15 protein-coding genes and 1 pseudogene are annotated in these 17430 nt (G+C 36.5%); 8 read left to right on the forward strand and 8 right to left on the reverse strand.

Features of this window, described 5'->3' with window-relative positions; translation table 11 throughout:
- Position 1: 1 nt before the first annotated feature.
- The 4 genes and pseudogenes from cobU to ybaK all read right to left on the reverse strand — a co-directional run bounded on the left by cobU (position 2) and on the right by ybaK (position 4504).
- Positions 2-520, reverse strand: a complete 519-nt coding sequence (cobU, locus tag RMB13_RS17345) for a bifunctional adenosylcobinamide kinase/adenosylcobinamide-phosphate guanylyltransferase (RefSeq protein ID WP_311076974.1) — start codon at positions 518-520, stop codon at positions 2-4.
- A pseudogene (locus RMB13_RS17350) lies at positions 508-1134 on the reverse strand (2'-5' RNA ligase family protein). Before RMB13_RS17350 ends, cobU begins: the two are co-directional and overlap by 13 nt.
- Positions 1135-1239: 105 nt before the next feature.
- A complete protein-coding gene (gene mtlD / locus RMB13_RS17355; RefSeq protein ID WP_311076976.1) occupies positions 1240-3387 on the reverse strand; it encodes a bifunctional mannitol-1-phosphate dehydrogenase/phosphatase in 2148 nt (715 codons plus the stop codon).
- Positions 3388-4036: 649 nt separating this feature from the next.
- The gene (gene ybaK, locus RMB13_RS17360; protein ID WP_270902583.1) at positions 4037-4504 is read right to left on the reverse strand and encodes a Cys-tRNA(Pro) deacylase; all 468 of its coding nucleotides are present in this window, start codon (positions 4502-4504) and stop codon (positions 4037-4039) included.
- A gap of 189 nt (positions 4505-4693) precedes the next feature.
- On the opposite strand from ybaK, the gene RMB13_RS17365 reads away from it, so the two are divergent.
- The 4 genes from RMB13_RS17365 (at position 4694) to RMB13_RS17380 (ending at position 9340) form a co-directional block, all read left to right on the forward strand.
- Positions 4694-4996 carry a hypothetical protein gene (locus RMB13_RS17365; protein WP_004792622.1) on the forward strand — a complete coding sequence of 101 codons (303 nt, stop codon included), beginning with the start codon at positions 4694-4696 and terminating at the stop codon, positions 4994-4996.
- A 232-nt stretch (positions 4997-5228) separates the two neighbouring features.
- Positions 5229-6602, forward strand: a complete 1374-nt coding sequence (locus RMB13_RS17370) for an AarF/ABC1/UbiB kinase family protein (protein WP_311085915.1) — start codon at positions 5229-5231, stop codon at positions 6600-6602.
- Positions 6603-6831: 229 nt separating this feature from the next.
- Positions 6832-8115 (forward strand): acyl-CoA dehydrogenase family protein, encoded by a 1284-nt coding sequence (locus tag RMB13_RS17375; protein WP_171066183.1) that lies wholly within the window; start codon positions 6832-6834, stop codon positions 8113-8115.
- Between the two features lie 22 nt (positions 8116-8137).
- Positions 8138-9340 carry an acyl-CoA dehydrogenase family protein gene (locus RMB13_RS17380; protein ID WP_005047405.1) on the forward strand — a complete coding sequence of 401 codons (1203 nt, stop codon included), beginning with the start codon at positions 8138-8140 and terminating at the stop codon, positions 9338-9340.
- A 110-nt stretch (positions 9341-9450) separates the two neighbouring features.
- Here the strand turns inward: RMB13_RS17380 and RMB13_RS17385 are convergent, their stop codons facing one another.
- Positions 9451-10674: an alkane 1-monooxygenase gene (locus RMB13_RS17385; RefSeq protein WP_311085916.1), complete on the reverse strand. Its 1224-nt coding sequence runs from the start codon at positions 10672-10674 to the stop codon at positions 9451-9453.
- A gap of 171 nt (positions 10675-10845) precedes the next feature.
- On the opposite strand from RMB13_RS17385, the gene RMB13_RS17390 reads away from it, so the two are divergent.
- Positions 10846-11808, forward strand: a complete 963-nt coding sequence (locus RMB13_RS17390; RefSeq protein ID WP_035359986.1) for an AraC family transcriptional regulator — start codon at positions 10846-10848, stop codon at positions 11806-11808.
- A gap of 48 nt (positions 11809-11856) precedes the next feature.
- Here the strand turns inward: RMB13_RS17390 and RMB13_RS17395 are convergent, their stop codons facing one another.
- From RMB13_RS17395 to RMB13_RS17405, 3 genes are all read right to left on the reverse strand, one after another.
- Positions 11857-13722: a SurA N-terminal domain-containing protein gene (locus RMB13_RS17395; protein ID WP_281833602.1), complete on the reverse strand. Its 1866-nt coding sequence runs from the start codon at positions 13720-13722 to the stop codon at positions 11857-11859.
- 131 nt (positions 13723-13853) lie between these two features.
- A complete protein-coding gene (locus RMB13_RS17400) occupies positions 13854-14126 on the reverse strand; it encodes an HU family DNA-binding protein (RefSeq protein ID WP_001043034.1) in 273 nt (90 codons plus the stop codon).
- 168 nt (positions 14127-14294) lie between these two features.
- Entirely contained in the window at positions 14295-14750 is a 456-nt protein-coding gene (locus tag RMB13_RS17405) for a phasin family protein (protein ID WP_045432641.1), read from the reverse strand.
- A gap of 208 nt (positions 14751-14958) precedes the next feature.
- Between RMB13_RS17405 and RMB13_RS17410 the strand changes: the two genes are divergently transcribed.
- The 3 genes from RMB13_RS17410 (at position 14959) to RMB13_RS17420 (ending at position 17408) form a co-directional block, all read left to right on the forward strand.
- Positions 14959-15606: a hypothetical protein gene (locus RMB13_RS17410; RefSeq protein WP_005041007.1), complete on the forward strand. Its 648-nt coding sequence runs from the start codon at positions 14959-14961 to the stop codon at positions 15604-15606.
- A 109-nt stretch (positions 15607-15715) separates the two neighbouring features.
- On the forward strand, positions 15716-16189 hold the full coding sequence (locus RMB13_RS17415; RefSeq protein ID WP_003651563.1) for an Rrf2 family transcriptional regulator: 474 nt from the start codon (positions 15716-15718) through the stop codon (positions 16187-16189).
- Between the two features lies 1 nt (position 16190).
- Positions 16191-17408, forward strand: coding sequence for an IscS subfamily cysteine desulfurase (locus tag RMB13_RS17420; RefSeq protein ID WP_005041010.1), 1218 nt, complete (start codon positions 16191-16193; stop codon positions 17406-17408).
- The last annotated feature ends 22 nt before the right edge of the window (positions 17409-17430 follow it).

Raw genomic sequence — 17430 nt, forward strand, 5'->3', positions numbered from 1 at the left:
TTTATTTCTCACCTTTTAAAATCATTGGAAAACCAGCCACACAAAACATAACTTTATCTGCAATTTGTCCTAGAGCTTGATGCAGTCTTCCTGCTTCATCTACAAAACGACGGCTAATCTCGCCTAACGGCACAACACCCAGACCAGTTTCATTACTGACTAAAATTATTTCTGATTGGAGCTTAGGTAAAACGTCTATTAGTTGCTCACATTCAAACTCTTGAACGTTCTGATCATCTAAAAGTAATAAATTCGTTAGCCAGAGCGTTAAACAATCCACCAGAATGATTTGATTAGGTCGATCAATTTTTTGCAAAGTTTTTGCCAAAAATAATGGCTCTTCGATCAACGACCAGTGAGCTGGACGCTGATTTTGATGGTGTGCAATTCGGTTTTGCATTTCTGGATCAAGCGCTTGCGCCGTCGCGACATAAGTCACAGCTAATTGCGTAGCTATTGCCGTTTGTTCAGCCAGTCGACTTTTACCAGAACGAGCACCACCCAAAATTAGTTGCAACATGAATCACCTAAAAATAAATGCTGATATGGATATAACTTACCTTGTAAAGTTTGAGCCTAGTAATAACCAAACGTCAAATGCTCAATTTTAAGTTCAAATTCAGCGTGCTTATATTGTACAGGTAATTCAGAAATTTTTTGTAAAATCAAATCACTATTATAATTTTCTCTATATAGACCTAAGGTAATGTGTGGGCAATAATCTAAAGCTGCAATTTCATTAGAAACCGTGCCTAACTCTTGTCGTATTAGAGATAAGATATTTTCGGTATCTTGGATTTCTACAAATAAAGCACTACTAAAGCTATCAACTGAACCAATTTTTAATTCAAATGATGCAAAATTCTTTTTTCTTAAAATTTCTCTCTGTTGCTCAAACTTACTAAAACTAAAATCATCTTTATAAAGTTTAGATTCATCAGTCAAAAAACCACATATAAACAATGTGACATGATATTGGCGGCTATTGGGTTCTAACATAAAATCTGAAAAATGCGCGCGCAATCCATCTAAATAATCAACTAATTTTTGATCATTAATTTCCAGATACCATAAGGCATAATTTTGACGCCCAAGGTGCCATTCCGGATAGTCCCGTAAAGAAGTTGGCACCATGGATGTCGAAGGTTTTAGCAGCACAGCTTTAATTCAAAATGATTCAATTTTTGTATTAAAGCATGTTTGCCTTTTAGTTGTAGAGTCTTAATTCATTGAACGAATTTAAGCATATTGAGTATGTGTAGTTTTGGAGTTAATAATATTCATGTCCCAAGGTTGCTTACCTTGTTCAGAAAATAAATATTGAATTAATTGTGTCAACTCAACTTCCAGCTGTCTTTTCTGAACTGTACTCATGTCCAAGTTCTGAATTTGCTGCTGTAAATGTTTAAACACATCAGTCTCATCAATTTCTAAAAATTGAATTGCATAGGCATAACCTAAAGCAGCACCTTTTAATAAGTTTTTATAGGGTAAATCATGACCTATATTCACCACAATTGAAGCTATTACCCGTTCATTGTGACCCAGTTTACGTAGCGGATCTCGCGCCACACGCTGACACGGATCTTTAAATGCATATTCACATGAATCTAGAAAACTCTGTGCGAGTCGATCTAGATCTTTTGCATAGTTAGGTAATACGATTGCAAGTCCTTGCTTTACTTCTGTAATTAAATTCTCTGCAAATGCTTTAACAGAGCTATCGCCCATGGCAACACCAATAGAATCATAACCTAGTAAAGATGCATACCAAGCAAGCATCGCATGTACGCCGTTCCACAGTCGGTTTTTGATTAATTGAATATCTGTAATTTGCTCAACCAACACAACTTGGCGCAATTTTTCGAGTAAAGGGCTACCTTTTTCTACATAAATTGGCATATCAGTTTCGCTATGGAACAAGATTAGATCCATGCTTTGTAGTATATGTCCTGGCTGAAAATTACGACGCATGTTATCTACATATAAAGAGGCCTGATTTTGCTGATCTTGAGTCAGTTTATTGCAATCTTCAATTTCGACCTGCTCTTCATGCTCTACATCAGATAAATGCTGTTCAAGAAAATGATGCTTAATGCGAAGCTGACGATATAGATTTTGATTAGACAATTTTGAAACCATACGGTTTACAACGGTGTCACAGAAGTAATGTTCTTTTAAAATATGCTCCGTCACGTCCTCATCATTAGTTAGTTCTAAAAGTGCTTCTCTAAGATGCTTCATCACCAAATATTTTGCGCCAACTTTATTTAAAATAATTAAAAAAGTTAACGGTTCTATACATGTTTCGAGTGCCGAGTTAAAACGAGCGTATAAACCTTTTGCAATCGTTTTTGACTCAACTTCAATAGCTTGTTCAGGCAAACATAGTGCAATCAAACTTGAATGAGTATACATCTCTAACATTTGCTGTTCATTGTCAGAATCAACAATTGTCATATTTTCAATACGTTCATCATACGAAAACTGTCCATAGCGAATGCTATAAGTTCCAAACGCATTTACAGCTTCACGGAATAGACTATTACGTGTAGAGGCAATAATACGTCTTGGTTTTGTGTATCCATCCCAGTGTGACAAGATTTGCGCTATATATCCGCCGCCAATAGCACCAAAACCGTGTATGCCAACGGTAAGTTGATTTAGGCTTTGCGGAAAAGACTCTTGTCCTTGTGGCATATCCATAACAGGAATAAATTGGTCGAGATCTGTTAAGAAGTCATACATCTGATCGTAATAAAAATCGGCTTTTGCCAACATTTCATCATTCGGTTCTTTAATATCTTTTAATAAAATTGTTAGACCTTCCGATGAGTGAGCTGACGTTAAGCCATTTTCAGAATCTTCAAACATTAAACATTGGTTAGCATCTAAATGAAGCTGACTTGCTGCTTTAAGAAATATTTCAGGATGAGGCTTTCCATTTTGTACTTCATCCCCACAAGTAATTACATCAAAAAATTTATAAACATTCGCGTTAATTAAATATTCTTCGGCAATTGCTCTACGACTTGAAGTCGCCACAGCCATTCTTAAACCTGATTTTCTTAAACGTTCTAAAACTTGAACCAAACCTTTCTTAATAGGTACGCCGTGTTTTCGTATATGTTCAAGCTCCATCTCATCGGCTCTTTTTCGTATCTCTTTATATGGAACATTCACACCATACAAACGTTGAGCCAATTGTTCAGCAGTAGTTGCACTTAAACCTAAACATTGCATTAAATATTCGTGTGAAAATTCCTGTCCAATGAGTTCTTGAGATGCTTGTTGCAATGTTTGAAACCGTAACCTCTCAGTATCAAACATTGTCCCATCCATATCAAAAATTGCTCCATGAACAGGTTTTCCATGAAAAATAAGCACGCTTTTACCTCTTTTTTGATCATGTTTTATTCAGGGTATACAAAAAATTGGCTAAAAAGGCAGGATGTTAATAAATGAAACACTAGTGATCATTTTTTAATCAAAAATATAAGTAATCTGTTACTGAGCAGAGCTAAAACTCTAAAAAGGTTGAACAATATAAATAAGTATGAAACTAACTTTAAATACAAGAGTAGCAAGCCATCCTCGCTTGCTACTCTTGGTTTATTCTTTTTATTGCGCTGATAGTATTTATTTTTCTTAGTTCCATTTACCGCTGCTTGAACCCGCATATTTTTATAATGTCTCGCAGGTGTCACATACCAGATATCAACTCGCCTTTTGCTGTTCTTCTTGTTTGAGCTTCTGGTATAACTCTAAATTCATTAGAAAATGAGCATAAACTTAGAACGTGAGCTTTATATTACAATCAATCTCCTCCCCCTTATCGGGACTAGGACTACATCGCCATTAACAGTAATGATAATCATTTTCATTTAATGGTTCAAGCTTTTTTGCAATTATTTATGCTTATCTCTTTTTTGAAAAATAAAGAAGTATCTGCAATGAGCTATACCTCTCAACAAAGTATTTTCTCAATGTAGATAAAAATAATGATTAGTTCTTAGAGTATTCCTCTAAACTTTTCTTACTGATCAAGCACATCAACAAATTGAGCATTTAAAAGCTGTGCTAAATCTTTAGGATTTAAACCAATATCCAGCCCTCTTTTTCCGCCGCTGACATAAATTTTGCTAAAGTTTTGTGCTGATGCATCAATGACAGTTTTTAAACGTTTCTTTTGGCCTAAAGGGCTAATCCCTCCTACCAAATATCCCGTTAAACGTTCAGCATCTTTAGGATTAGCCATTTGTAACTTTTTACATCCAAACACCGTAGCTACTTTTTTTAAATTTAATTGGTGATTAACCGGCAAGACAGCAACGAAATAATTTTTATCATCACTTACCATTAGAGTTTTAAATACTTCGTTTACATCTAAATCTAATTTTTCAGCTGCTTCTAATCCAAAACTTTTGGCATTTGAATCATGTTCATATTCATGAATAGAAAATTCGATTTTATTACTTTTTAACAATCTACATGCAGGAGTCATGATAAGTAGTGTTATAGATGAAATTGTTTCGATTATAGTTTTTTTAAAAAAAATTTAAATTTGCTTAGGCTATTTAAAAGAGTTACATAAAAATTCAAACAGCAACTGAAGAAAAAATAATCTCAACTTGATATTCGTTGCTCGACTCCATATATTTTATTTAGATTTGAAGTCTGAGCTGACAATTTTATGAGTTATAAACACAACAATCTGATGGCGATGCGTCACCGTTTTTGGGATGAATCTTCAGATTCTGTATTAAATGAAAAGCAATTTTTGCAGCAGACGTTAATTGAACAAGGTATTTTTAATAACGCAACTCTTGATGATGTTAAGTACTTCTTTTACACCCTTCCTAGCATCATCATTGTAAAAGCTCATGCACTTGGTTTTATGCATGATTCAGTCAAACAGATGTTATTGCAACATATTCAGACCAATCGCCTGCATTTGATGCAGAAATCTGAATTAAAGATTCAATTTAAAATGTAATCCATTTTGTTATCAAAGGTCCGTTTTATCTTAGTTTTACTCATCTGAATACTCTTAATTTCTTAAATTTATAAATTACTTAGGCTATTTAATAGTTAATGAAATAAAGATGGCGATTTCGACCTATCATTCAGTCTGAGAGAACTATTTTAATACGCTCAAAACATGTAATATTCGTTACAATTTTAGATCACAGCGTTTGGCTGCATGATGCGCATAGGATTCTATTTTCATGTCAAATCAGAAAGATAAGCTTAAGAGTTTAAAAACTTCTTCCATGGATCGACGCTTATCAATCGCGAAAGCTTCTTTACTTGCAGGAACACGTTGGGCAACTGCAAGTGCTTCTTCTATTTTTTCTAACGAGGAAGACAAAGAAAAGAAACGTAAAAAAGCGATGAGCGAACAAGCTAATTATCTGGTTTCTGAAATAGGTAAACTTAAGGGTTCTATTGTTAAAATTGGGCAAATGATGGCTCTTTATGGTGAACATTTTTTACCAGAAGAGATTACACAAGCATTAAATACCCTAAATAACCAAACCGTTGCTTTAGATTGGCCTGCAATTAAGCCACATCTACAAGAACAACTGGGCGCTAAGTTAAATGATTTAACAATTGATCATGAGCCAATTGGTACTGCCTCTCTCGCACAAGTACACCGTGCAACACGTAAATCAGATGGTTTGGAATTAGTTCTAAAAATTCAATATCCAGGTGTTGCGAACGCAATTGATTCAGATATGAGCTTGTTTAAAAACATGCTTAAACTGACACGTATGGTGCCACAAACCCGTGAATTTGATCAGTGGTTTGATGAAGTGCGTGAAATGATGCATCGTGAAGTTGACTATGATGTTGAAGCTGCCACTACTCGTCGCTTTGGTGAACGCTTAAAAGATGACGAGCGTTATATTGTTCCTACAATTGTAGATGAGTATTGTACCAACCAAGTACTCTGCATGACTTTCGAACGCGGTGTTCCAATCAATAGCCCTGTTATGTTGTCTTTGCCTCAAGAGCGTCGTAATCAGCTTGGTGAAGCTTCATTAGAAATTGCTGTTCGTGAAATTTTTGAATGGGGCGAAATGCAAACCGATCCTAACTTCGGTAACTACCTTGTCCGTTTAGGTAATGGCCAAGATGTTCAGGATAAGATTGTATTATTAGACTTTGGTGCAATCCGTCAGTTTGATGACCACTTGTTATCGGTTGCCCGCAATCTAATTCAGGCAGGTTATCAACATGATAAACAATTAATGATACAAGCCATGACTGGTTATGAATTTTTTGATGCAATGCCGGAAAGCATTAAGCCAGGTATGGCCGATGTTTTTCTATTAGCGACAGAAGCATTTAGCACCCCATCAAATAATCCAGATATGCCTGCTGGTCTAATGGATGAACATGAACGTTATGACTGGAAGAAAAGCCAGTTACATAGCCGTGTTATGCAGCAAGCAAGTAAATCAATGGCATCACGTTATTTCTCTGTCCCTCCCAAAGAATTTATGTTTATTAGTCGTAAATTTATTGGGGCATATACGTTTATGACGGTCATTGATGCTAAAACAAATGTACGTCGTATGATTCGTAACTTCGGTTAATTTTATGAACGGCTAGAATGGTTCCATGTCATTCTAGCCAATACCCCTCTAAATACATCACAAAAAAGTTATTTTAAATAAATAAAATCACACACTTAAAATATGTTTATTTTTTACCTACCATTTATCCACTCATTTTTTGAATGTCAGTAACGACATAGTCTTTTACTATAATGCGTGTCAGCATAAAACAATAACAACGTGTTAGGACACCATAATCATGACAAGTATGATCAATAAAGCTCAGGGTTTGGGTTTATCGCTGATCACAAAATTGGCTGGAAGCGATGTACTTGATCAACTCAAGTTACGTAAATTTTTAGAAAAATCCCTTTATCAAGGTTCTAAAGCTGGTTTTAGAGCATTAAGCCAGACTCAAAAAGCATTTAAACCTAAGCCAATATCTCAACAACGTCTACCACAGCAGAACAAGAATCTGTTTGATTTAAACCTAACCGAAGAACAACAAATGACTTCCGAAGCAATGTCTCAATTTGCTCAAGAAGTTCTATTGGGGTTAGCTCATGATGCAGATCAGACTGCTCAGTTTCCAGAAAGTCTTTGGCAATATGTAGAAGATCTAGGCCTTAACTACTATGCACTTCCAGAAGCATTAGGCGGTGTAGCAACTGAACAAAATATTGTAAGTAATTTATTGATTGCTGAAAAATTGGCTGAAGGCGATTTTAGCCTTACAGCCGGATTACTCAGCACATTTAGTGTCATTAATGCAATTACGCGTTGGGGTTCTGCCGAAGTTCAGTCGATGTACTTACCTTGTTTTGCAGAAGACTCAGACATTACAGCAACCTTTGCTGTACAAGAAGCAACTCCAGCATTTAATCCTTATGTATTAAAAACCAAAGCATCACTTGAAAATGATCAATTCTATATCGAGGGTGAAAAAACGCTTGTTATTTTAGGTGATCTGGCCGATATCTTTTTAGTAAGTGCGGACTTTAATGGCAAACCAGATATATTTGTAGTGCAATGCAACGATAGCATTTCTATCAAAAATACGCCTGCTATGGGCCTTAAAGCGACAGAAACAGCAACTTTACGCTTTAATCACACTCCTGCTCTACGCTTAGGTGCAACAGACTTTGATTACACTGCTTTCTTAGATCTGGGAAATTTAATGTGGTGTGCAATGGCTGTTGGTACTTGTGACGCTGTAAAAGCCTATTGTATTAAATATGCCAATGAACGAACTGCTTTCGGAGAGCCGATTTCTCACCGTCAAAGTGTCGCTTTCATGATTGCAGATATGGCAATTGAAATTGATGCAATGCGTATGTTGATCTTAAATGCTGCAAGCCGTGCTGAAGCAGGTCAATCATTCCATCGTGAAGCCTACCTTGCTCGTTTACTTTGTGCTGAAAAATCCATGAAAATTGGTACAGATGGTGTGCAAATTCTTGGGGGACACGGTTTCACAAAAGAACACCCTGTTGAACGTTGGTATCGTGATTTACGAGCTACTGCAATTTTACATTCTGGCTTACATGCATAACTGATGATCAGAGGATAATACAATGAACTTACAAAATCCTAAAAAATTCAAAATGATGATTGATCAGGCACATGATGTTGCGATCAATGTTTTACGCCCTATTTCTCGTAAATATGATAAAGCTGAGCATGCTTATCCAAAAGAGCTCGATATGTTAGCTTCACTCATTGATGGTATGAACGAAGGTGGCGAAGGCATTAATGCAGGCGCTGCCGTTGGTAAAAAACGTGGTGAAGTTGAAACAGGCAATAAAAATGGTAATAACATTTCAACTGCACTTGGTGTAATTGAAATGTGTTATGGCGATGCAGGCATGATGCTAACAATGCCACGCCAAGGACTTGGAAACTCAGCCATTGCCGCTGTTGCCAATGATGAACAGCTTGAGCGCTTCAAAAACACTTGGGCGGCAATGGCAATCACAGAACCAGGTTGTGGTTCTGACTCTGCAGCGATTCGTACTACAGCAACCAAAGATGGCGATGAATATGTCATCAATGGCGAAAAAATCTTTGTAACTTGTGGTGAGCGTGCTGACTCTGTTGTCGTTTGGGCGACTTTAGATAAAAAACTGGGTCGTGCTGCGATCAAATCTTTTGTTGTACCTAAAGGTACACCTGGCATGAAAGTTGAACGCTTAGAATATAAATTGGGCATTAAAGTATCAGATACTGCCGTGATCAGTTTTATTGACTGTCGTGTTCCTGCTGCCAACCTTCTAGGTAATCCTGAAATTGATGTGGCTAAAGGTTTTGCAGGCGTGATGGAAACTTTTGACAACACTCGTCCATTGGTTGCAGCGATGGCGGTTGGTTGTGCGAAAGCCTCTTTAGAACGTATTAAAGAGATTTTTAAAGATCAACTTGATGCTGACTATAAAACACCGTATTTACAAGCTTCTAATCTTGCTGCTCAAATCTATCGTATGGAAGCTGAATGGGAAGCTGCACGTTTGCTAACGCTAAAAGCCTGTTGGATGGCAGATAACAGAAAGCCAAACTCTAAAGAGGCTTCTATTGCGAAAGCCAAAGCTGGCCGTGTGGGTAACGAGATTACTTTAAAATGTGTCGAACTAGCTGCAAGCATGGGCTATAACGAAGATGAGTTACTTGAGAAATGGGCACGCGATTCAAAAATTCTCGATATCTTTGAAGGCACTCAACAAATCCAGCAATTGATTATTGCCCGCCGAGAACTTGGTAAATCTTCTAGCGAACTAAAATAATAATTAAGGGAAATTTTTCCCTTCTTTTATTAGCTATCTATGTCAAAACTTAAAAAGCCCTCTAGCTATTAAACTAGAGGGCTTCGTATTTCAGGAATTAATATTTTTATTTATTGGGTAGTTGTACTATCTAACGTTTTATCAACTACACCAAATTTCTTAAAGATTTTTGTACGACGCTTTGATGAAATATTCGCTTTGTTTAAATCACCTTTATAGTGATCAAAAACTCGCTTATCCATTATTTTAAACCACAATGAAGGGATTAATGCCGGTAGTAGCATACTTGCGTAACCGCTTGGTAGCTCTGGTGCCTCATCAAAATGACGCAATGCCTGAAATGGACGAGTCGGATAAGCATGATGGTCTGAATGACGCTGCAATTGGTACAAGAATAAGTTTGTTACTACGTTATTGTTGTTCCAGCTATGCTCAGGCATTGTACGCTCATAATTACCATCAGCTTTTTTCTGACGTAATAAACCATAGTGCTCAATATAATTAATAATTTCGAAAAGACTAATACCATAAAAAGCTTGAGTCGCTAAATATGGAATTGTAGCTTTACCAAAGATTCCAATCATGGAGCCATGAAAAGCAGCGGTCATTCCCCAGCCTTGTAATAATTCATTATCTGAAGACCAGAATTCTTTACCTTTGCGTTTTAAACGATTTTTTTCAATTTCTATTGCAGATTTAAAAGAACCAATAACTGTACGTGGCCAGAACTCATAGAATGTTTCACCCATACGTGATGAAGCTGGATCTTCTGGTGTTGCTGCACGCTTATGGTGACCGTAAGGATGTTCAATACGGAAATGGTTATAACCTGTAGGCACTAGCGCAAGATGAGATAGAATATGGTCTATACGATCATGCTTATGACTTAACTCATGGGCTGTATTAATCGCAATACCATTGATTGCACCCATTGAGATACCAAGTAAAATCTTATCAATAAAAGATGTCGTTTTACGACTTGTTAAATAACATGCATAAACATTTGCAGCGTACTGAAGAGGAATAAAGCTCTTCACAAGACGAGAATAATATGGATCTTTTTCTAAAAGCTTAATTTCTTCATCTGTTGGATTGCGAGCATCTTTCCCAATAATAGTATCAATTGCCGGAATCACGACATGTAATAAAAGTGGACCACCTAAAGCAAAGACTTTCTTTAATGGGCGTGGACCAAACTGATAACCTGCTAAAATTGCTAAACCGATAGCAGGTAAAGCAGGACTAATCATCCATAAAAAGCGTTTGCGATCTATTTCACGCATAGACGCAGGCACTGGCATAAGTTCTTGCTGAACATTTACTGGTGCATTCATAGCTATATTTCCTTTTTCTATATGTCTATATAGTTAAAGAAATAGTGTTTAGTTAACAGTAGTAACCGTCCAAAAAACCTATGTTAAAGTCTTTGGCATTTTCTTCCACTTTTTTGTCCTAAAAACACATGTTGATCTATTCTTATAGCTCACTATAATTTTATTAAAATAATGATTGATCATTTAAATATGGATGCACTAAGTAAATTTTTTGATGATATTCACCTTAATAAGTCTGAATACATCTATTTAAAAGCGCAAGGAGAATGGGCTTTTAAAACACAAGATCAATCTGCCCTACTTGCTTATATTGTTTTAACTGGTTCAGTATATATACAACTTAATCCTTCAGAAAAAATAACAGCAACTGCTGGTGATATTATTTTAATTCCTTCGGGGAAAGCACATAGTGCAACTGACTCAAAATCAACAGCGAGTAAGTTGGTAGATTCTCTGGATATCACTTCGCTTTTTAACGGTCACAGACAAGACGCAATCGAGTTTGGCACTTCATCTCCAGATAATACATTATTGCTATGTTTACGCTGCCAAATCGATACTCATATGGCTGGCCCACTCATTAATGCACTGCCGTCCATCATGCATATTCAGCATGAAAATCAAACCAATCCACCTGAATGGCTACAAATTGGGCTTTATTTTCTAGCCATTGAAACTCAAAAAATCAGGCCGGGTCATGACAAAATTATTGATCATTTAGTCAGTATTTTACTCATTGAATGCATCCGTGATCATATTCAACAAATGACAGATCAACAAAACTGGTTAAGTGCCTTAACTCATCCTGAACTGAGCAATGCCCTATCTGCTATTCATAGCCAACCTGAAGTCACATGGACAGTTGAATCTTTAGCTGAACAATGCTGTATGTCACGTTCTAAATTTGCAAACTTATTTAGCAGTATTATTGGTGAACCACCTCTAACTTACTTACAGCATTATCGTTTCCGTTTAGCAAGTCAGTATTTACGTACAAGCAACTTATCAATTCAACAAATATCAAATAAGGTCGGCTATTCTTCCGAAACAGCATTTAGTCAGGCATTTAAACGAATTTTTGATTTATCTCCTAAACAATATAGACAGCAATATATTGGACATAGCTTAGATTAACTACCAATAAAAAAAGCGCCTCGGCGCTTTTTTTATTGAATCAAATTATTATTTAATTTTCGCATGTGATTTTAAATATTGACTGTAATCTTCTAATATTTGTTGACCACGCGATTGACGATAAAGTTGCTTTAACTGCTGTAACTGATCAGCAGGAATAGCATTCGCAGCAGATGAATTTACATTTGAAACTGCAACAACAACCAGCTCATTTGGTAAATTCGCTGTTGAAACAGACCACATACCTGGCTTAGGTGTAGCTGCACTAAATGCTGCGCGCTCAATTTCACGCTTTAATCCTTGTGAACGACTAAATACGCCAGCCGATTCAAATGCTACTTTATTTTTAGCAACAACTTGATCTGCTGGTTGAGTTTTAAATTCAGCCAACATTGTAGCAATTTTTGCTTGAACAGCTTTACGCGCTTTTTCATCGATAACTTTTGCTTTCGCTTCATTCATCGCTTGTGCTAAAGGTTTTACACCAGCAGCATGATAATCACGTACTTTAACCCATACCGTATCACCATTCGCTAATTGAATATTAGATGATGCATTACGGTCACCATTTTTCACGTCATCATTAAACAATTTAATTTTAACGTTTGGATCACTTAAATACGGATTTTGTGTAGCTAAAGTTACGCCATTTAATGATTCAACTTTTGTACCTTTTACTTCTTGCACAACAGCTTCTAAAGAATCATTACCAACAATCGTTTCATTTAGACTATTTACAGTATCTGAATAAACAGTCGCAACTTTATTCTTTTCAACCTCAGCTGTTAAACGCGCCTTCTCTGCTTCGAATGAAGGGATTTGATTAGCTTGAGTTTCTGCCTCAATAATATGATAACCATATTGAGTTTTTACTGGTTGAGAAATTTGTCCATTTTTTAAGCTCACTACAGTTTTATCAAACGCATCGGAAAAAACACCCGGTGCATATGCTTCAACTAAACCGCCTTTTGCTTTCGAACTTGGATCTTCAGAGAACTGAGATGCAGCTTGTGCAAATGTAAGGCCGCCTTGAATTTTCGCATATACTTCTTTAGCAAGTTTTTGAGCTGCTGCATCATCACGAGCATCTGTAGTAATTAAAATATGCTTCACAGTCCGTTTAGCATCTTTTTTCTGAGTTTCAACGAACTTGCTATATGCTTGCTGAAGTTCAGCTTCAGTTGCAGGAGCTGGTTTAGCCATCAGTGATGGAGACACAACAACATAATCCACGTCAACAGAAGCTTGTTGCTTAAACTCATTTTGGTGTTTGTTGTAATAATCTGTAGCTTCTTGATTAGAGGCAGTTAAACCAGTTTTATAACCATCTAATTTAATACTAGCCAAATGTAATGTACGTTGTTCAGTTTGCAAATTCGCAATTTGCATTAAATCAACTTTACTTACTAAAGAATAATCAGAAAAAGTTGATGTTAGCATTTTTAAAGCATGATCTTGACGAAGGCTAGATATTAAGCCCTGACTTGTCATACCAATAGAACGTAAATAATTTTCATAGAGTTTTTGCGAGAATTGCCCATTCTCTTGCAAACTAGGCTGCTGAGCTAACATCTGCTCAATTTGAGTATCGCTCAGTGAAATACCTAGTTTTTCAGCTTGTTGAATTAGTAAATTACGCGACACTAAAATATCGAGTGCCTTAGCCTGAATAACAGGCAAATTAAGTAAACTCTCATCACCTTTAACAGCAGCTAAGTATTGTTCTTTGTAAGACTGAGTTAAAGTTTCAAGGTCTTTTTTAGATATTTCTTGGCCATTTACTGTCTTTGCAACATCAGCCTTGTTTCCCCTATTAAAATATCCTTCAATACCTACAAGTGCTAAAGGGGTCAAAAACAAAATTAGAAGGACTTTGCCGAGCCAACCCTTAATGACTGTACGAAACGATTCCATAAGTATTCCAATATTTTATTTCGAGGCGAATTTTAACTGAAAAACCACAATCAATGAATGAGCAATATTGGTCAATTCAGATTTTTAATAAAAAACGCGCCTATATTGGCGCGTTTAATCATCTTAAAAGATTAAGCTACTGAATCTTTAAGACCTTTACCAGCTTTGAAGCTAGGTACTTTTGTTGCTTTAATTTGAAGCTCTTCACCAGTTTTAGGGTTACGACCAGTACGTGCAGCACGTTCTTTAACACTGAAAGTACCAAAACCAACTAAAGTTACTGTGTCACCTTTTTTAAGTGCTTCAGTAATTGACGCAATTGTCGCATCGAGTGCCTTGCCTGCATCAGTCTTAGATACTCCCCCTTTTTCAGCAATTGCATCGATTAATTCTGATTTATTCATGAATAAAACATCCTCTTAATATCGTTTGTTTAAGGTCCAAGGCTATAGTTTAAAAGGCCATGACGCCTTTATAGCAATGCTTTGGGGGAAAACGCAATACTAGAGCAGGGCTTTTAGCGAAAATAAATGCTAAAAAACTGTTATATATTTGCTAAATCCCAACATTTTTTACTTTTTATTCAATTTTTCTTTCAATTGCTGGTTTTCTTCTATTAAAGCATCCACCTTAATATGAAGCTGTACCAAGAGCTGTTCAATGTGCTGTAAATCCTTCGGAGTCACCAGTCCAATCCGGTTTAAAGAATGGTTAACACTCGTATCAAGAATTTTTTCTACTTTATCTTTTGTTTCAGATACAGATTCTTTTGCTTTTTCTGTGACCTTACCAACAGTAGTGTCTGCTAAGTCTCCTGTTTTAGATTCTAGCTCTTCACCTACCTTAACCAAAGAGTCAAATAGCTTATTACCTTCTTCTTCTGCGCGTGAAAAAGCCCCTAGCCCTGCTAACCAAATTTGCTTGGTATACTTTCTAAAATCCAAAGCCGACTTTCTTGAACTTCTTGATTTTAATTTGTTTTTTTCTTCTGACTCTTCTGTCGGGGTATCTATATTTGCATTATCCATTGATCTAAGCTCCTAATCAGATGAGAGAGATGATGACTGATTTGACCACAAAATATTTCTATAATATCAAAGTAAAGACTTGATCCATTTACAAAACTGTTCTACAAAGCAATTAAGTCGTGTAAATATATTTAACAGGACATTTATTAAAGTTTGGGATAGGATGTCCCATTCTTCGGTTAACTGCTATTTGTAAGGATAAACTTTTATGAGTGAAACGCAACAAAGACAAAAACATCCCCGTCTGTTGCTGAATATTGTTCTAATTATTTTAGAAACTTTCTTTTCATTTATTCTCACCCACGATGGTGTCCTTCGCTTGCAAGCGAAAAAGTTTATTTCAAACAAAACAACTATTCGCATCAATAGCTACCTTCCTTTTTTTGACTTTTATGTTCAATTTACAGAAAAGGGTTTGTTGTTCGATATCCATTCTTTTGATCGACGTATTGATCTTGAAATCAATAGTACGCTTATCGATTTGATTAAGATTTTTGCTTTTTCAAACCAGCGTAGCCTTAAGAACATGCGTATTGATGGTGATGAAGAAACAAAAAAAGAGTTATTAGATTTAATTTCTCATCTTACTCTGCCCAAACTTTTAGCTGACTGGAAGCAATGGTTTAACACACCAGATGATGAAGCTGAAACCCTTGCTTCACGTAAACGAATTGCTCCATTGCTTGAAAAAATTGATCAACAACGTTCAGAAATCAATTCACTTCATGTAGAAATTAAACAATATCAAAATCGAATTACTCGCTTACAACAACGTCAACGCAACATTAACTTAGGCTTTGGTATAATTAGCCTGATATTTATTGTTTTTTTCATATATAATTTGTGGGTTGCTTAAATTATTTTTCCATTTTGTTCCTGCACTTGAATTAAAAATAAAAAAACTTGACTATTTTAGTCGGGATTCATAAAATCCTATTATCTAGTCTTAACATGTGTATCGAATCATGCGCCTTACAACTCGCGGTCGCTACGCAGTGACTGCTCTACTTGATTTAGCTTTGCAGCCAACTGAACAAACGATCACGCTCGCCGAAATTGCCGCACGTCAATCTATTTCAGTTGCTTACTTAGAGCAGTTATTCGCTAAACTTAAGCGTCATGGGTTAGTTTCTAGTGTCCGTGGTGCAAATGGTGGTTATCATTTGGCTCGAAACGCTGATGAAATTACTGTGTTAGAAATTATTGAAGCCGTAAATGAAACCGTTGATGCAACACGTTGCGACCACAAAGCTAACTGCCAAAATGGTGCAATGTGTCTTACTCACGATTTATGGCAAGAACTCTCTCATCATATTGCCGACTATTTAGCAAAAATCTCTCTTGCCGACCTCATTAGCCGAGACAACGTTCAAACTGTTGCATTGCGCCAAAATGTGACTGGCACAGATTCAGCTCTTTTATCGGGTACAGGTATTTGATATGAAACGTCCAATTTATCTTGATTACGCAGCAACCACTCCAGTAGATCCGCAAGTTGCAGAACGTATGATGGAGTGTTTAACTTTCGACGGTACCTTTGGTAATGCTGCATCTCGTTCCCATGCTTATGGCTGGCAGGCAGAAGAAAAAGTTGAATATGCGCGTGAGCAAGTCGCAAATTTAATTAAAGCCGATCCACGTGAAATCGTTTGGACTTCTGGTGCTACCGAATCAGACAACCTTGCACTTAAAGGCGTAGCTCAATTCTATGCTTCTAAAGGCAAACACATTATTACAAGTAAAATTGAACACAAAGCTGTTCTAGATCCTTGTCGTGAATTAGAAGAACAAGGTTTTGAAATTACTTATTTAGAACCAGAACCACAAACAGGTTTAATTACCCCTGAAATGGTAAAAGCTGCACTTCGTCCTGATACTGTCCTTGTTTCTCTTATGATGGTAAACAACGAAATCGGCACAGTTACAGATGTAGCAGCAATTGGTGAGTTAACACGTGCCAATAAAACCTTCTTTCATGTAGATGCTGCTCAAGCTGCTGGTAAAGTTGAAATTGATTTATCTACCATGAAAATTGATCTTATGAGTTTCTCAGCTCATAAAATTTATGGTCCAAAAGGTATCGGTGCATTATATGTACGTCGTAGCCCACGTGTTCGTTTAAAAGCACAAATTCATGGCGGTGGTCATGAACGTGGTATGCGCTCTGGTACTTTAGCAACTCACCAAATTGTTGGTATGGGTGAAGCTTTTGAACTTGCTGGCAAAAGATTACATGCAGAACAAGAACGCATTCGTAAACTACGTGACAAACTTTGGAATGGTTTACAAGGCCTTGAACAGGTTTTCTTAAACGGCCATCCAACTCAAAACGTTGCTAACTATTTAAACGTCAGCTTTAACTTTGTTGAAGGTGAATCTTTAATGATGGCACTTAAAGATGCTGCTGTATCAAGTGGTTCTGCTTGTACTTCTGCAACTTTAGAGCCTTCATACGTTCTTCGCGCATTAGGTTTATCTGATGAGCTAGCGCACAGCTCGATCCGCTTCAGTTTTGGTAAATACACAACTGAAGAAGACATTGATCATGTGCTTACAATTACCAAAGCCGCTGTTGAGAAATTACGTGAACTTTCTCCGCTTTGGGATATGTATAAAGAAGGTATCGATCTTTCTACAGTTGAATGGGCTGAACACTAATTCATTGAAATTAGTATTTTTA

Source organism: Acinetobacter sp. V102_4 (assembly GCF_031799005.1).
Taxonomy (GTDB): Bacteria; Pseudomonadota; Gammaproteobacteria; order Pseudomonadales; family Moraxellaceae; genus Acinetobacter; species Acinetobacter calcoaceticus.